The organism is Streptomyces sp. NPDC006197, from assembly GCF_040613865.1.
Taxonomy (GTDB): domain Bacteria; phylum Actinomycetota; class Actinomycetes; order Streptomycetales; family Streptomycetaceae; genus Streptomyces.
Map to the genome: position 1 here is coordinate 1 of NZ_JBEXSZ010000103.1, position 13659 is coordinate 13659.

At 73.7% G+C, this 13659-nt stretch carries 12 protein-coding genes; 5 read left to right on the forward strand and 7 right to left on the reverse strand.

The genetic code is table 11. From position 1 onward, the window contains the following. Positions 1 to 154: 154 nt before the first annotated feature. From ABZ318_RS27205 to ABZ318_RS27215, 3 genes are read right to left on the reverse strand one after another with little or no spacing between them, the layout of a single operon-like run. Positions 155 to 763, reverse strand: coding sequence for a TetR/AcrR family transcriptional regulator (locus tag ABZ318_RS27205; protein ID WP_356905109.1), 609 nt, complete (start codon positions 761 to 763; stop codon positions 155 to 157). A gap of 19 nt (positions 764 to 782) precedes the next feature. Continuing rightward, positions 783 to 2906, reverse strand: coding sequence for a YhgE/Pip domain-containing protein (locus ABZ318_RS27210; RefSeq protein WP_356905110.1), 2124 nt, complete (start codon positions 2904 to 2906; stop codon positions 783 to 785). Further along, positions 2878 to 3753, reverse strand: coding sequence for an ATP-binding cassette domain-containing protein (locus ABZ318_RS27215; protein ID WP_356905111.1), 876 nt, complete (start codon positions 3751 to 3753; stop codon positions 2878 to 2880). Before ABZ318_RS27215 ends, ABZ318_RS27210 begins: the two co-directional genes overlap by 29 nt. A 162-nt stretch (positions 3754 to 3915) precedes the next feature. Between ABZ318_RS27215 and ABZ318_RS27220 the strand changes: the two genes are divergently transcribed. From ABZ318_RS27220 to ABZ318_RS27230, 3 genes are all read left to right on the forward strand, one after another. Continuing rightward, on the forward strand, positions 3916 to 4398 hold the full coding sequence (locus ABZ318_RS27220) for an SAV_6107 family HEPN domain-containing protein (protein ID WP_356905112.1): 483 nt from the start codon (positions 3916 to 3918) through the stop codon (positions 4396 to 4398). Between the two features lie 107 nt (positions 4399 to 4505). After that, on the forward strand, positions 4506 to 5294 hold the full coding sequence (locus ABZ318_RS27225; RefSeq protein ID WP_356905113.1) for a methyltransferase: 789 nt from the start codon (positions 4506 to 4508) through the stop codon (positions 5292 to 5294). Between the two features lie 271 nt (positions 5295 to 5565). Continuing rightward, positions 5566 to 5967 (forward strand): DUF3040 domain-containing protein, encoded by a 402-nt coding sequence (locus ABZ318_RS27230; RefSeq protein WP_356905114.1) that lies wholly within the window; start codon positions 5566 to 5568, stop codon positions 5965 to 5967. 353 nt (positions 5968 to 6320) lie between these two features. On the opposite strand, the gene ABZ318_RS27235 is transcribed toward ABZ318_RS27230, so the two are convergent. The 4 genes from ABZ318_RS27235 to ABZ318_RS27250 form a co-directional block, all read right to left on the reverse strand. Then, on the reverse strand, positions 6321 to 8705 hold the full coding sequence (locus ABZ318_RS27235; protein ID WP_356905115.1) for a DUF3488 and transglutaminase-like domain-containing protein: 2385 nt from the start codon (positions 8703 to 8705) through the stop codon (positions 6321 to 6323). Further along, the gene (locus ABZ318_RS27240) at positions 8702 to 10057 is read right to left on the reverse strand and encodes a DUF58 domain-containing protein (RefSeq protein ID WP_356905116.1); all 1356 of its coding nucleotides are present in this window, start codon (positions 10055 to 10057) and stop codon (positions 8702 to 8704) included. Before ABZ318_RS27240 ends, ABZ318_RS27235 begins: the two co-directional genes overlap by 4 nt. Further along, the gene (locus ABZ318_RS27245; RefSeq protein WP_356905117.1) at positions 10057 to 11076 is read right to left on the reverse strand and encodes a MoxR family ATPase; all 1020 of its coding nucleotides are present in this window, start codon (positions 11074 to 11076) and stop codon (positions 10057 to 10059) included. The genes ABZ318_RS27240 and ABZ318_RS27245 overlap by 1 nt, the downstream gene beginning before the upstream one ends. A 110-nt stretch (positions 11077 to 11186) precedes the next feature. Next, positions 11187 to 11726, reverse strand: a complete 540-nt coding sequence (locus tag ABZ318_RS27250; RefSeq protein WP_030693448.1) for a carbonic anhydrase — start codon at positions 11724 to 11726, stop codon at positions 11187 to 11189. Positions 11727 to 12053: 327 nt separating this feature from the next. On the opposite strand from ABZ318_RS27250, the gene rsmH reads away from it, so the two are divergent. Then, on the forward strand, positions 12054 to 13010 hold the full coding sequence (rsmH, locus tag ABZ318_RS27255; RefSeq protein ID WP_356905118.1) for a 16S rRNA (cytosine(1402)-N(4))-methyltransferase RsmH: 957 nt from the start codon (positions 12054 to 12056) through the stop codon (positions 13008 to 13010). Further along, on the forward strand, positions 13007 to 13657 hold the full coding sequence (locus ABZ318_RS27260) for a hypothetical protein (RefSeq protein WP_356905119.1): 651 nt from the start codon (positions 13007 to 13009) through the stop codon (positions 13655 to 13657). Before rsmH ends, ABZ318_RS27260 begins: the two co-directional genes overlap by 4 nt. Positions 13658 to 13659 lie beyond the last annotated feature (2 nt).

Here is a 13659-nt window from a genome sequence, read left to right on the forward strand (position 1 = left end):
GCGCGGCGCGGGTCCCGCCGGCCGGGGGCGGCGGACGGGGGCCGCCCCCCGCCGGGCGGGGGGGTCCAAAATGAGGGCGGGTGGGGTGGGGCGGGGGGGGATCGAGCCTCACCGCACCGGCCTTTTCGTGACCACGCGCGCGTGCCGGCCGGCGTCAGCGGCCGCCGACGCGGCCGTGCAGCAGGCGGGAGAGGGCCGCGTGCACGTCGTCGAGCGACCGCTCGCTCTGGAAGGCCTGCCAGTCGAGCGCCGCCACCAGCACCATCCCGACCAGCGCCGCCGCCGTCAGCTGGACGTCGATCTCCTCGCTCAGCTCACCGGCCGCGACCCCCTCGCGCAGCACCCCCTCGACCACCGCCACGGCTTCCTGACGCACCACCAGGAGCGTGGAGTTCCAGGCCCGGTTGGTGCGCCAGAGCTCGGCCACGTACAGCTGGGTGAAGGCCGGGTAGCGGTCGATGAAGACGAGGCCCGCGCGGATCATCGCGTCCAGCGCGTCGACCCGGCTCCCGCCGCGCTCGGCGGTCTCCTCGGCCGCCGCGCGCAGGGAGGCGGCGAGCAGCGACACGCCGTGGCGCAGCAGCTCCTCGAAGAGCTCGGTCTTGCTCTTGAAGTTGTAGTAGACCGTGCCCTTGGCCACGCCGGCCCGCTCGGCGATCTCGTCCACCGTCGTCGCGGAGAAGCCCTGTTCCGCGATGAGGGTGACGGCCGCCTCGTAGAGCTTCGTGCGCGTGGCCTGGCGTCGGGTGCTGCTGCTGTCCATGGCGTCGATTCTCACAGGTTCAGAGCGACAGTTCGGGGTGGAGCCGGTCGAGCGTCCACACCTGCTTCTTGCGCGCCGAGACGGCGGTCAGGGCCAGGGCGCCCACGGTGAAGGCCGCCAGGACCGCGCAGGCCTGCCAGACCGGTCCGATCCCGCCGCCGGTGATCAGCCGGCGCAGCGCCTCGACCACGTGGCTCATCGGCAGGAACGGGTGGACGGCGTTGAAGAAGGCCGGGCTGGTCTGGACGGGATACGTGCCGCCCGCCGAGGTCAGCTGGAGCATCAGGAACGCGAGCACCAGGATCCGGCCCGCCGCGCCGAAGCGGGCGTTGAGCCACTGGATGATCGCGGCGAAGCAGCAGGTGACGAGGGCGAGGAAGCCGATCGTGCCGGCGGCCCGGGTCATCTGGAGGCCGAGGCCCCAGTGCAGGACCGACATCAGGGCCGCGACCTGGAGGACGCCGATGGCCGCCACCGGGAGCCAGCCGGCCAGCGCGATCCGCCAGGCGGAGCCGCCCGCGGCGAGGGCACGCCGGTTCAGCGGCTGGATGATCATGTACGCGACCATCGCGCCGACCCAGAGGGAGAGCGGGATGAAGTACGGGGCGAAGCCCGTGCCGTAGTTCGGCGCCTTGTGCAGGGACTGCGAGGCCAGCTTCACCGGGTCGGCCATGACCTGCGTGCGCCGGTCGCGGTCCTGCTTGTCGTAGTCGGGGATCTGGTCGACCCCGTCCTTGAGGCCGGTGGCGAGGCTGCCCGAGCCGTCGGCCAGCTTGAACAGACCGCCGTCGAGGGCGCCCGCGCCCTTCTTGAGCTTGCCGACACCGGTGTCGAGGCTGACCGAGCCGGTCTTCGCCGCGGTGATGCCGGTGTGCAGCCGGTCCGCGCCCTTCGCGACCTTCTGCGCGCCCGCGTTGAGCTCGTTGATCTTCGCGATGGCGTTCTCGACGTCCTCGTCGAGGTGCGGGGCGCGGGCGGCCAGCTCGTCGGCCTGCTTCCGGAGCTTGGTGAGGCGGGCGTCCAGGGTCTTCAGGTCGTCGGCGTCGTCCTTGGTGAGCTCGTGCACGTCGTCGGCGATGGTGGCGACGTCGTCGGCGGAGACCGAGGCCTTCCTGAGCTTCTCGCAGGCCTGGGGGGCGAGGGCGGACGTGGTGCCGGGAGCGGTGCCGAGGGCGGGGGCGGGGACGTTCACGCACAGCTCGCGGTGGAGCTTGGCGAGATCGTCGTCCGCCCTGTGCGCGGCGGCGCGGACCAGGGGCGCCCGCCGGACCAGGTCGTCCAGGTTGTGCTGGGCGGCCGCGGCGGAGTCGGAGACGAGCCGGGCGGTGTCGCGGATCGACTTGCCGTTGTTCGCCAGGTACGGACGGACCTTGTCGGCGGTGCCGTTCACCTTGTCGGCGAGGGTCTGCGTGCCGTTCGCGACCTTGCGGGAGCCGTTCTCCAGGTCCTTGGCGCCCTTGTCGAGCTTCTTCAGGCCGGCGGCCAGGTCGCCGCTGCCGTCCTTGGCGTCCGTGAGGCCGTCCGACAGGCTCTTGGAACCCTTCTTCGCCTTGTCCACGCCCTGCTTGAGGTCGGCCGCGCCCTTGGCGGCCTTCGCGGTGGCGTCGTGGATGTCGGAGAAGGAGATGAAGATCTTGTCGAGGAAGGTGCGCGAGGACTTCGTGGAGGCCGCGGTGCGCACCTCGGAGAAGACCGTCCGGGAGATCTGGCCGACGATGTAGTTGTTCGCGTCGTTCGTCCGCACCCGGAGCGCGCCGGTCTCGGGGGAGTCGCCGGAGCTGGAGGCGATGCGGCTGCTGAAGTCGCCGGGCATGGTCAGGGACAGGTAGTACGTTCCGTCCTCCACGCCCGCGCGTGCCTCGGCGTCGCTGACCCGGTGCCACTCGAAGGTCTCGCTCTTCAGGAGCCCCTCGGTGATGTCGTCACCGGCGTGGATCTCCTTCCCGCCGGCGGTGGCGCCCCGGTCCTCGTTGACGAGGGCGACGGGGATCTTGTCGAGCCTGCTGTACGGGTCCCAGAACGAGTACAGGTACAGGGCGCCGTACAGCAGGGGCAGCAGCAGGATCGCGACGAGCGCGGCGCGCGGCAGCTTTCCCCTGCCGAAGCGCTTCAGCTCAAGCGCGGCCAGTTTCGGCGAGCGCATCGGCCGCCCCCTCCTCGGTCGTGGCGTCGGTGGTGTCGTCGGCCGCGGTCTCCCCGACGGCGGCCTGGTCGGCGTCGGTGTCGCCGGTGGTGGTGTCCGCCGCGGCGTGGCCCTCGGGGGCCTCCGGGGCGGTCTCGCCCGCGAGCGTCGTGACGCGCAGGGCGTCCTCGGGGGCCTCGCTGCAGACGGCGAGGACCGTCGTCCCGGCGGCGGCCAGGGAGCGCAGCAGTGCCCAGGCCTCGGCGCGGTCGGCGTCCGAGAGCTTCAGGTCCGTGTCGTCCACGGCGAGCAGCCGGGGGCGGCCGATCAGGGCGAGGGCGATCGAGAGCCGCAGCGCCTCGAGCCGCTCCAGGTCCCGTACGGAGGTCCGCTCGCCCTTCGGCAGGGCGGCGAGGTCCAGCCCCGCGGCCGCCACGGCCTCCTCGATCCGGGCCCGGGTCGTCGCGGCCCGCTCGGCGGGGCGGCGCAGGAGCGCCCGTACGGAGCCGTCGTAGCGGCGCTGGAGCAGGGCCCGCTCGCGCAGGTGCTCGGCGACCGTGAAGGCGGGGTCGAGCTCGCTGACGCCCGGGACCTGGCCGAGCGCGCTGATCCGGCGCACGGCGGCCATCTTGCGGGGCAGGGCGAATCCGCCGACCTCCGCGTGGCCCTCCTTGGCCTTCATCCGGCCGGTGAGCGCGAGCAGCAGGCAGGTGCGCCCGGAACCCGAAGGGCCCTCGATGGCCACCAGCGCGCCGGGCTCGGCGCGGAAGGAGACCTGCCGGAAGGCCCAGCCTCGCGGCCCCTTCAGTCCGAAGCCGTCCGCGACGACGGCGGCGCCGTGCGGCTGCTCCTCGGTTTCCGTGCCCACGGACTCACCCCCCATTCCCCTTTTTGAACTGACCAGTCAGTTCAAAAGTTACCCCCGAGTTGGGTTTCAGGCAAAACCCCAGGTCAGCGTGATTGTCAGTGGGGCGCGACACCATGAACACATACGGCCACAGCGCCGTCACGCGACGACAGGAGGCTCGACATGGCCGGCCCTTCCGCAGCAGCCGCGCCCCGCCGCCGCCCCGCCCCCGGGGAGACGGGACCCGCATCCGACATCCACCCCGTCCCGCGCCGCTCCGCCGCCCCGCCCGCCGCCCTCGACCTCCTCGCCAAGTCCCACGCCGGGCTCGCCGAGGCCGCCGCCCTCGACCGCCCCCACGAGCGGTACGCCACCGCCCACCTCGCCGCCCTGCGCGCCGCGGCCGCCGTGCTCGCCGCCCGGGCCAGGCCCGACACCCGCCCCCGCCACCGGCAGCGGATAAGAAGCACCTGGGAGCTCCTCCCCGACCTCGCCCCCGAGCTGACCGAATGGAGCGCCCTCTTCGCCGCCGGCGCCCAGCGCCGGGCCCGCGCCGAGGCCGGCATCAGCGGCGCGGCCACCCGGCGCGAGGCCGACGACCTGCTCAGGGACGCCGCGCACTTCCTGCGCCTGGTCGAGCGGCTGCTCGCCCTAGGGGGTGCCTGACCCTTCACGCCGGACCGGGGTCGACGAGAGCGGAGGATGATCCGAAAGGCCGGGGCGAGGCCATAGGGTGGGGAGCGTCCGTACCCGTCACCGAGGAGTCAACAGCCGTGCCGGACCCTTCCCCTGTCTTCGGTCGAGAGGCGTCGTCGCGTCCGTCGCGCGCCTCCCTGCGTACCGCCGTCGTCTGGGACGTCCTCAAAGACGCCCTGGACCGCCGGGTCGAGGCGACCGGGAAGGACAGCCTCGACGTCCTCGACACGGGCGGCGGCTCCGGGAACTTCGCGGTGCCGGTGGCCCGCCTCGGCCACCGGGTCACCGTCGTCGACCCCAGCCCCAACGCGCTCTTCGCGCTGGAGCGCCGGGCCGCCGAGGCCGGCGTCGCCGACCTCGTCACCGGCGTCCAGGGCGACATCCGCGGCCTCTTCGACGTGGTCGGGCGGGAGGAGTACGACACCGTGCTCTGCCACGGCGTCCTGGAGTACGTCGACGACCCCGCCGAAGGCGTGCGGAACGCCGCCGCCGCGCTCCGCCCCGCCGGCAGCCTCAGCCTGCTCGCCGCCGGGGTCGGCGGCGCCGTCCTCGCCCGCGCCCTCGCCGGCCACTTCACCGAGGCCCGGCACGCGCTCGACGACCCCGCCGGCCGCTGGGGCGCCGGCGACCCCGTGCCCCGGCGCTTCACCGCCGAGCAGCTCACCGACCTCGCCGACGGGGCCGGGCTCGAGATCGGCGCCGTGCACGGCGTCCGGGTCTTCGCCGACCTGGTCCCCGGCGCCCTCGTCGACACCGAGCCCGGCGCCGCCGAGGCCCTGCTCAGGCTGGAGGCGGCCGCCGCGGAGCTGCCCTCCTTCCACGCCATCGCCACCCAGCTGCACCTTCTCGGCGAGAAGCGGGCCTGAGCGGAACGCCCGCCCGTCCGGCGGTGCGAGCCGGGCGCTCCATGGAGTACGCCACAGCCCGCCCGATGAAGGGCTCCGCCCCGTATGATCGGGGGACACCATCCGGCATGACGGGGAAGGGGCTGGGGAATCAACGCCTCAGCAACCGATCCGCATGGCGGCCCGGATTGGCTATTCGGCATTGAGGGCGGGTTTCACGGGGGCGATTCCCTGCCTATCCTGAAAGGGCCGCAAACCGGTCGCCCCCGCGACCGACGACTAGGAGGACTCCGTGCCGCTCTCGGAGCACGAGCAGCGAATGCTCGAGCAGATGGAGCGAGCGCTGTACGCCGAAGATCCCAAGTTCGCGACAGCGCTCGAGGGAAGCGGACTGCGTACGTACACCCGGCGACGGGTCTACCAGGCAGTCGCCGGCTTCCTGGTGGGTATCGCGCTCCTCATGGCCGGAATGGTCGCACAGCAGATCTGGATCAGCGTGGTGGGATTTCTCGTCATGCTGGGCTGCGCGGTCCTGGCGGTCACCGGATGGCGCAAGGCGCCGAAGCCGGGTGAGCAGCGGGCCAGGGGTGGGATGGCGGCCGGTGGCCGTCAGACCCGGCAGCGACGCTCCATGATGAACCGGATCGAGGAGCGGTGGCAGCGCCGCCGCGACGAGCAGGGCGGCGGCCACTGACGGCGTCCGAGCGGTAGTCCCGCCCCCCGAAACCGACCGAGCCCCGCAGGGCCGGCGCCCCCTCGGCGCCTCCCCTGCGGGGCTCGGCCCGTCCCGGCACCTGCGCCCACCACCCCCGTGTGGGCAATCGTCCCGCAGGGCGGGACGGGTGGGCACACGGGACGGCGCCCTGAGCGGCGCCTCCGCGTTCTGTGCCTGGCCCGCACCACCAGTGCACTGTGCACGGGGTGCGGGTCCAGGCTCGGGAGCCTCTGGCGCCGGCAAGGGCGCCGTCCCGTTGTGCCCACCCGTTCCGCCCCAGCGGAACGATTGCCCACAACGGGGTGGGTGGGCGCCGCCCCCGGTTCGTGTCGTCAGTTCGTCTCGCGTGCCCCCCGGCGGAGGAGGCCCGACGCTCGGGTTCTCACCGTCTCGGCGCGGGCCGACCAGCGGGTGCTCGTGGCCGACCAGCGGGACGAGGCCGTCCAGCGGAGGCGGGCGGCCGAGCGGGGCGCCAGAAGGGCGCGGAGCCGCCCGCGCCGGTCGGCGCCCGCGTGGAACCCGGCCCGGACCCGCGCGCCCTCGGCGGCCAGGCCCGCGACGGGCTGCGGCCGGGACGCGTACAGCACCTCCTCCACCGCCCGCGCCACCCGGTGCACCGCGTCCGCGGACTCGCCCCGCAGCTCACCGAGGCGGACGATCCGTGCCGCCGCCTTCCGGGGCGTCAGCGAGTCGTCGGGCTCGACCCCGTGGTCCCAGGCCGTGTCGTTGATCTCCTCCCAGACCGCGAGCGTGTCCGAGCCGAGCCGGCGGGCCCGGACCCGGGTCCGCCAGAGCAGCGGGAGGAAGGGGAGCGAGAGGAGCAGCAGGGCCGCCAGGGACAGCAGCGTCACCGTCAGGGGGTCGGGGCCCGAGCCGTCGGAGGACGCCCCGGCCACCGCCTCGTCCGGACCGCAGTCGCCGAGCTTCCGCTCCTGCGGGGTGCAGCCGGCCGAGGCGCTCGGCGCGGCGGACGGCTGCGCCGAGGCGCTCTGCTGCGGCTGCGCGGGCCCGGTGGCCGTGCCCGAGGGCGTGGTCACCCGGGTGTACGAGGGGGTGGAGCCCCGCGAGGGGGTCGGCTCGAACCGGGTCCACCCGACGCCGTCGAAGTACAGCTCGGGCCAGGCGTGCGCGTCCCGGATGCCGACGGAGACCGAGCCGTCGGTCTGGGTCGTGCCCGGCATGAAGCCCACGGCCACGCGGGCCGGGATGCCGAGCGAGCGGGCCATCGCCGCCATGGAGAAGGAGAAGTGGACGCAGAAGCCCTCCTTGTCCTTCAGGAAGCGGGAGATCGCCTGCACACCGGTGCCGGACACGACGTCGACGTCGTAGCGGAAGCCGCCGTCGTGGGCGAACCAGTCCTGGAGCTTCACCGCCTTCTCGTAGTCGTTGCGCGCACCCTTGGTGACCGACAGGGCCGTCGCCCGCACGTCGGCGGGCAGCGCGGCGGGCACCTTGGTGTACTCGCGGCGCAGCTTCTCCGGGGCGGGTCCGGCGCCGGCCAGCTGCTCGGCCGTCGGCTGCACGTCCAGGCTGGCGACCTGGTAGCGGGCGCCCTTGGTGGTCTGCTTGTTGTCGCCGACGAGCATCCGGCCGGCCGGCTCGTACCGCCAGCGGCCGTCGATGTCGACCCGGCCGGCCGGGAACGGCATGGGCAGCCACTTCTGCTCGTACGCGTCGGAGGCGACGAAGTTGCTGGTCACCTCGGTGATCTTGACGCTCTGGGAGAGGCCGTCCGGCCAGGGCAGCTGCCCCGGCACGTCCTCGATCGGGCGGACCGAGGACTTCCACGAGGTGCCGTCGAACTGGTCGAGCGCGACGAGCCGCAGGTACATGCCGCTGATGTCGCGGGCGTTGGTCCGGTAGCGGATGATCTCCCGGTCCTCCGGCTGGCGCAGATTGTTCTGGAGGGAGACCAGCGGGTTCACGGCGGAGATCGTGCCGCCCTTGCCGGCGCCTCCGTCCCCCTCGCCGTCGCCGCCGAAGAGGCCGCCGGAGAAGCCCGGCAGGGCGAGCGGCGCCACCAGCGCGACGCCCATGGCGACGGCGCCGATCCGGCGGCCAGTGCGGGCCGGAGCGAAGGCGGGGCCGCCGGCGACGGTCGAGCCGGGGCGCCCGGAGCGCTGGGCGCCGAAGACCCGTCCCCACTGGGAGAGCCGGTCGCGGCCCTCGGCGAGGAGCAGCAGCAGATAGCCGGAGGCCGCGAGGAGGAACCAGAGCCAGCCCGCGCCGCCGCCGGAGAGCCCGGCGGCCACCGAGTACAGGGCGAGCAGGGGCAGGCCGGCCGGGGCCGCCTTGCGGAAGGTGACCGCGAGGGCGTCCACCAGGAGCCCGATCGCGACGACGCCGCCGACCAGCATGAGCCGGATGCCGTCGGTGTCGGGCGCGGGGATCGCGTACCGGCCGACGTCCTCGGCGCCCGCCCGGAACAGCTCGACGGCGTGCGCGAGGGCCTCGGGGCCGGGGAAGAGCCAGAGGACGGCCTGCTCGCGGGCGAAGAACAGGGTCAGCGCCAGGAGCACGGCGACGGTCTGGGCGAGGAGGGTCAGCGGCCGGGCCAGCGGCACCCGCCGCGCCAGCGCGCCGACCCCGCTCACCAGGGCGAGGACGAAGGCCGCCGTGAAGATCCAGGTCGCCGGCTTCACCAGGGGGAGCAGTGCCCCGGCCGCCATCAGGGTGGCGGCCCAGGAAGCGAGCGTCAGCCGTGTGCGGCCGCTCATGACCATCCTCCGTAGGTGTCGGCGGCGGCGGTCTCCGGACGGAGCCCGGCCGCCTGCTGCCACAGGTCGGCGAGGGAGGCGCCGGGCGGTACGGCGAGCGCCGTCCAGCCCGCCTCCCGCAGCTGCCGCACCCGGTCCTCGGCGGCTCCGGCGGCCGCGCCGCCGGTGAGCCAGGCGCCGGAGTCCAGGACGAAGGCGACGGCCGCGCCGGCCCGCCCGCGCATCCGGGCGGTGAGGGCCGCCTGCTCCTCGTCGAGGTCGCCGAGGAAGGCGATGAGCAGTCCGTCGCCGCCGCCGCGCAGTACGTCGGAGGCGCGGGAGAGCCCGGCCCCCTCGGAGTGGTCGACGACCGCGAGGGTGTCCATCATGAGCCCGGCCGCCTCGGCGGAGTCCTGCGCCGAGCCGGCGAAGCCCTCGGCCCCCTCGCCGGGGATCGCGCTGCCGGTGTCGGTGAGCAGCCGGACCGCGTAGCCGCGCTCCAGCATGTGGACGAGCGCGGAGGCGGTGCCGGAGACCGCCCATTCGAAGGCGGAGTCGGGGCCCGCGCCCTGGAAGGCGATCCGGCGGGTGTCGAGGAGGACGGTGCAGCGGGCCCGCTGGGGCAGCTCCTCGCGGCGGACCATCAGCTCGCCGTAGCGGGCGGTGGAGCGCCAGTGGACCCGGCGCAGGTCGTCGCCGTGGCGGTAGGTGCGCGGGATGACGTCGTCGTCGCCGGCGAGCGCGAGGGAGCGCGACTGCCCGTCCCCGTACCCCGAGGCCTCGCCGAAGAGCTTCACCGGCGGGAGGGCCTCGGTCCGGGGCACGGCGGTGAGGGTGTCGTACGCGCTGAAGGAGCGGGTCAGCTCGCACATCCCGAAGGGGTCGCCCAGCCGCAGCTGGAGGGGCCCCAGCGGGAAACGGCCGCGCAGGTCGGAGCGGACCCGGTAGGACACCTCGCGCCGCCCGCCTGCCTCGACCCGGTCGAGGACGAAGCGGGGGCGGGGCCCCAGCATGTACGGCACGTGGTCCTGGAGCATCAGGAGGCCGGTGGGGAGCTTGGAGACGTTCTCCATCCGCAGCTGGACCCGCGCCTCGGCGCCGGTCTCCACCCGCTGGGGGGTGAGCCGCCGGGAGGCGGCGACCCGGTAGCGGGTCCGGTGCAGGGCGAGGACGCAGATCAGCGGGAGGGCGGCGAGCAGCAGCCCGACGCGCAGCAGATCGGCCTGGCCGAGGACGTACGCGCAGACGGCGGCGGCCACCCCGGCGGCGAGGAAGGAGCGGCCGCGGGTGGTGAGACCGCCGAAGGCGGCCCGCAGCCCGCCCCGGTCGTCCTCGTCGCCCCGCTGTCCGTCCGGCACGGTGGCGCCACTCATCACAGCCGCCGGGCGCCGGGCTGCTGCTGGCCGTAGAGCGGTCCGGAGGGCGGGGCCGAGGTCGGGACGGGGGTGCGCTGCAGGATGTCCTGGACGACCTGCTCGGCGGTGCGGCGGTTCAGCTGGGCCTGCGCCGTCGGCAGCAGCCGGTGGGCGAGGACGGGCGAGGCGAGGGCCTGGAGGTCGTCGGGCAGGACGTACTCCCGGCCGCTGAGCGCCGCGGAGGCCTTGGCGGCCCGCAGCAGGTGGAGCGTGGCCCGGGGAGAGGCGCCGAGCCGCAGGTCGGGGTGGGTGCGGGTGGCGGCGACGATGTCGACCGCGTACCGGCGGACGGCGTCGGCGACGTGGACCCCGCGCACCGCGTCGATCAGCTTGAGGATGTCGTGGGCGTGGGCGACCGGCTGGAGGTCGTCCAGCGGGGAGACCGCGCCGTGCACGTCGAGCATCTGGAGCTCGGCCTCGGCGCTCGGGTAGCCGATGGAGACCCGGGCCATGAAGCGGTCGCGCTGGGCCTCGGGGAGCGGGTAGGTGCCCTCCATCTCGACCGGGTTCTGGGTGGCGACGACCATGAACGGGCTGGGCAGCTCGTACGTCTGGCCGTCGACCGTGACCTGGCGCTCCTCCATGGACTCCAGGAGCGCGGACTGGGTCTTCGGCGAGGCGCGGTTGATCTCGTCGCCGATCACGATCTGGGCGAAGATCGCGCCCGGCTTGAACTCGAAGTCCCGACGCTGCTGGTCGAAGATCGACACGCCGGTGACGTCCGAGGGCAGCAGGTCGGGGGTGAACTGGATGCGGCGCACCGAGCAGTCGATGGACCGGGCCAGCGTCTTGGCCAGCATGGTCTTGCCGACGCCGGGGACATCCTCGATGAGGAGGTGCCCCTCGGCGAGCAGCACGGTCAGCGAAAGCCGTACGACCTCGGGCTTGCCCTCGATCACGCTCTCCACCGATCTGCGGACCCTCTCCACAGTGGTGGTCAGATCAGCGAGGCTCGCTCGATCGTCATAGGTCGTCACCCGGCCCTCCTCGGCCTTTCGGAACTGTCGTCCGGGCATTCTGATCGGCGCGGCCGGGCCGTGTCACTTGCCCGCGGGCAAGTGGGAGGGAAATGCCGGGGTTTGGCGGGTTACGCCGGGTCGATCTCGCGCAGCAGACCGGTCGTGACGTCGAAGACGAAGCCGCGGACGTCGTCGGAGTGCAGCAGGAAGGGGGAGGTCCGCACCCGCTGCATCGACTGCCGGACGTCCTGGTCGACGTCCCGGAAGGCCTCGACCGCCCAGGCCGGCCGCTGGCCGACCTCGTCCTCCAGTTCGTGCCGGAAGTCCTCGGTGAGCGATTCGAGACCGCAGTTCGTGTGGTGCACCAGCATCACGCTGCGGGTGCCGAGGGCGCGCTGGCTGATGGTGAGCGACCGGATCACGTCGTCGGTGACCACGCCGCCCGCGTTGCGGATGGTGTGGCAGTCGCCGAGTTCGAGCCCGAGGGCCGCGTGCAGGTCGAGACGGGCGTCCATGCAGGCGACGACGGCGACGCGCAGTACGGGCCGCGCGTCCATTCCGGGGTCGGTGAAATCGGACGCGTAGCGGGCGTTGGCCTCGACGAGACGGTCGGTGACCGTGGGGCCGGTGCGTATGGCGTCGGCAGAGGGGTGCGCGGAGGTCGACATGGTTCCGACGTTAATGGTCACAGGCTTCCCGGGCCTGCTGTGAGAGGGGACAAAGAACCTCAATGAGCCTTCTTGTGAGCCATGCCACAAGAAGGGGCGGCTCCGCCCCCGAACGGGTGAGCCGTCCGGAACGTCCGGACCGGCCGCCGGCGCCGGGCGACGCGCCAGTCGGTTGATTGACCGGCGGGTCCCGTGGACTAAAGTGACGCGGAGTTCACGGAGACAACGAGCGATTTCCCGCGGTTTCTCCCCCCGTGTGTGCGGCGGTACCTCCGGCTCGGCCTCCGCCCGCGGTACGTGCCTCCGCGCCGGACCTGAGAGGGCGCATTGAGCAACGACCGACACGTCCCGGTGATGCTCCAGCGGTGCCTGGACATGTTGGCCCCCGCACTGCAGCGCCCCGGCGCGGTCGTCGTCGACTGCACCCTGGGCCTCGGCGGCCACAGCGAGGCCCTGCTGAAGCGGTTCCCCGAGGCGCGGCTCGTCGCCCTCGACCGCGACAAGGAGGCCCTGCGGCTCTCCGGCGAGCGGCTCGCCCCGTACGGCGACCGGGCCACCCTCGTCCACGCCGTGTACGACGAGCTGCCCGAGGTCCTCGACCGGCTCGGCATCCCCAAGGTGGACGGCGTCCTCTTCGACCTGGGCGTCTCCTCCATGCAGCTGGACGAGGCCGACCGCGGCTTCGCCTACGCCCAGGACGCCCCGCTCGACATGCGCATGGACCAGACGACCGGCATCAGCGCGGCCGAGGTCCTCAACACCTACCCGGCGGGCGAGCTGGTCCGGATCCTGCGTGCGTACGGCGAGGAGAAGCAGGCCAAGCGGATCGTCTCCGCGATCGTGCGCGAGCGCGAGAAGGAGCCCTTCACCAACAGCGCCCGGCTCGTCGAGCTCATCCGCGACGCCCTGCCGCAGGCCGCCAAGCGCACCGGCGGCAACCCGGCCAAGCGCACCTTCCAGGCCCTGCGCATCGAGGTCAACCACGAGCTCGACAGCGTCGAGAAGGCCATCCCGGCGGCCGTGAAGGCCCTCGCCGTCGGCGGCCGGGTCGTCGTCCTGTCGTACCAGTCCCTGGAGGACCGGATCGTCAAGGGCGTCTTCGCGGCCGGCGCGGCGACCACCGCCCCGCCCGGGCTTCCGGTCGTCCCCGAGAAGTACCAGCCCCGGCTGAAGCTGCTCACCCGGGGCGCCGAGCTGCCCACGGAGGAGGAGGTCGCCGAGAACCGGCGCGCCGCCCCCGCCCGGCTCCGGGGCGTCGAGCGCATCCGGGAAGACGTCCTGTGAGCACGGCGAAGGGGCCCCTCAAAGGGCGGGCCGCGCGGCTCGGCCGGCTCATGCCGTCGGGGCCCAGCTCGGCCGCCCGCACCCCCTTCGTCCTGCTCGTCGTCGTCCTGCTCGGCGGCGGGCTGATCTCCCTGCTCCTGCTGAACTCGGCCCTCAACCAGGGCTCCTTCAAGCTGAACGAGCTCAAGGACAGGACCACCGAGCTCACCGACGAGGAGCAGGCGCTCCAGCGGGACGTCGACGACTACGCGGCCCCCGACGCCCTGGAGCGGCGGGCCCGCCAGCTCGGCATGGTCCCCGGCGGCAGCCCCGCCTTCCTCGGCCCGGACGGCAAGGTCCTGGGCGAGCCCTCGGTGGCGGTCGCCCCCAAACCGACCCCGAAGCCCACACCGAAGCCGAAGCCGTCGGCCGGTACCAGTACCCCGGGAGCCACGGCCGCCACGCGCACCAGTGCCTCGACGGACACCGGCACCTCCGGCGATGCCGCGACCACAAGCACAGCTCAGGCCATGAACACCGGCACCGACCCGACCGGCTCAGCCCCCACCAGTCCGGGCCCCACCGGCACCGACCAGACACGGACGGCGCCGGCTCCCGCAGTGACCGCACCCCCAGTGACCGCACCGACACGACCCTTCGGCAGGTGACC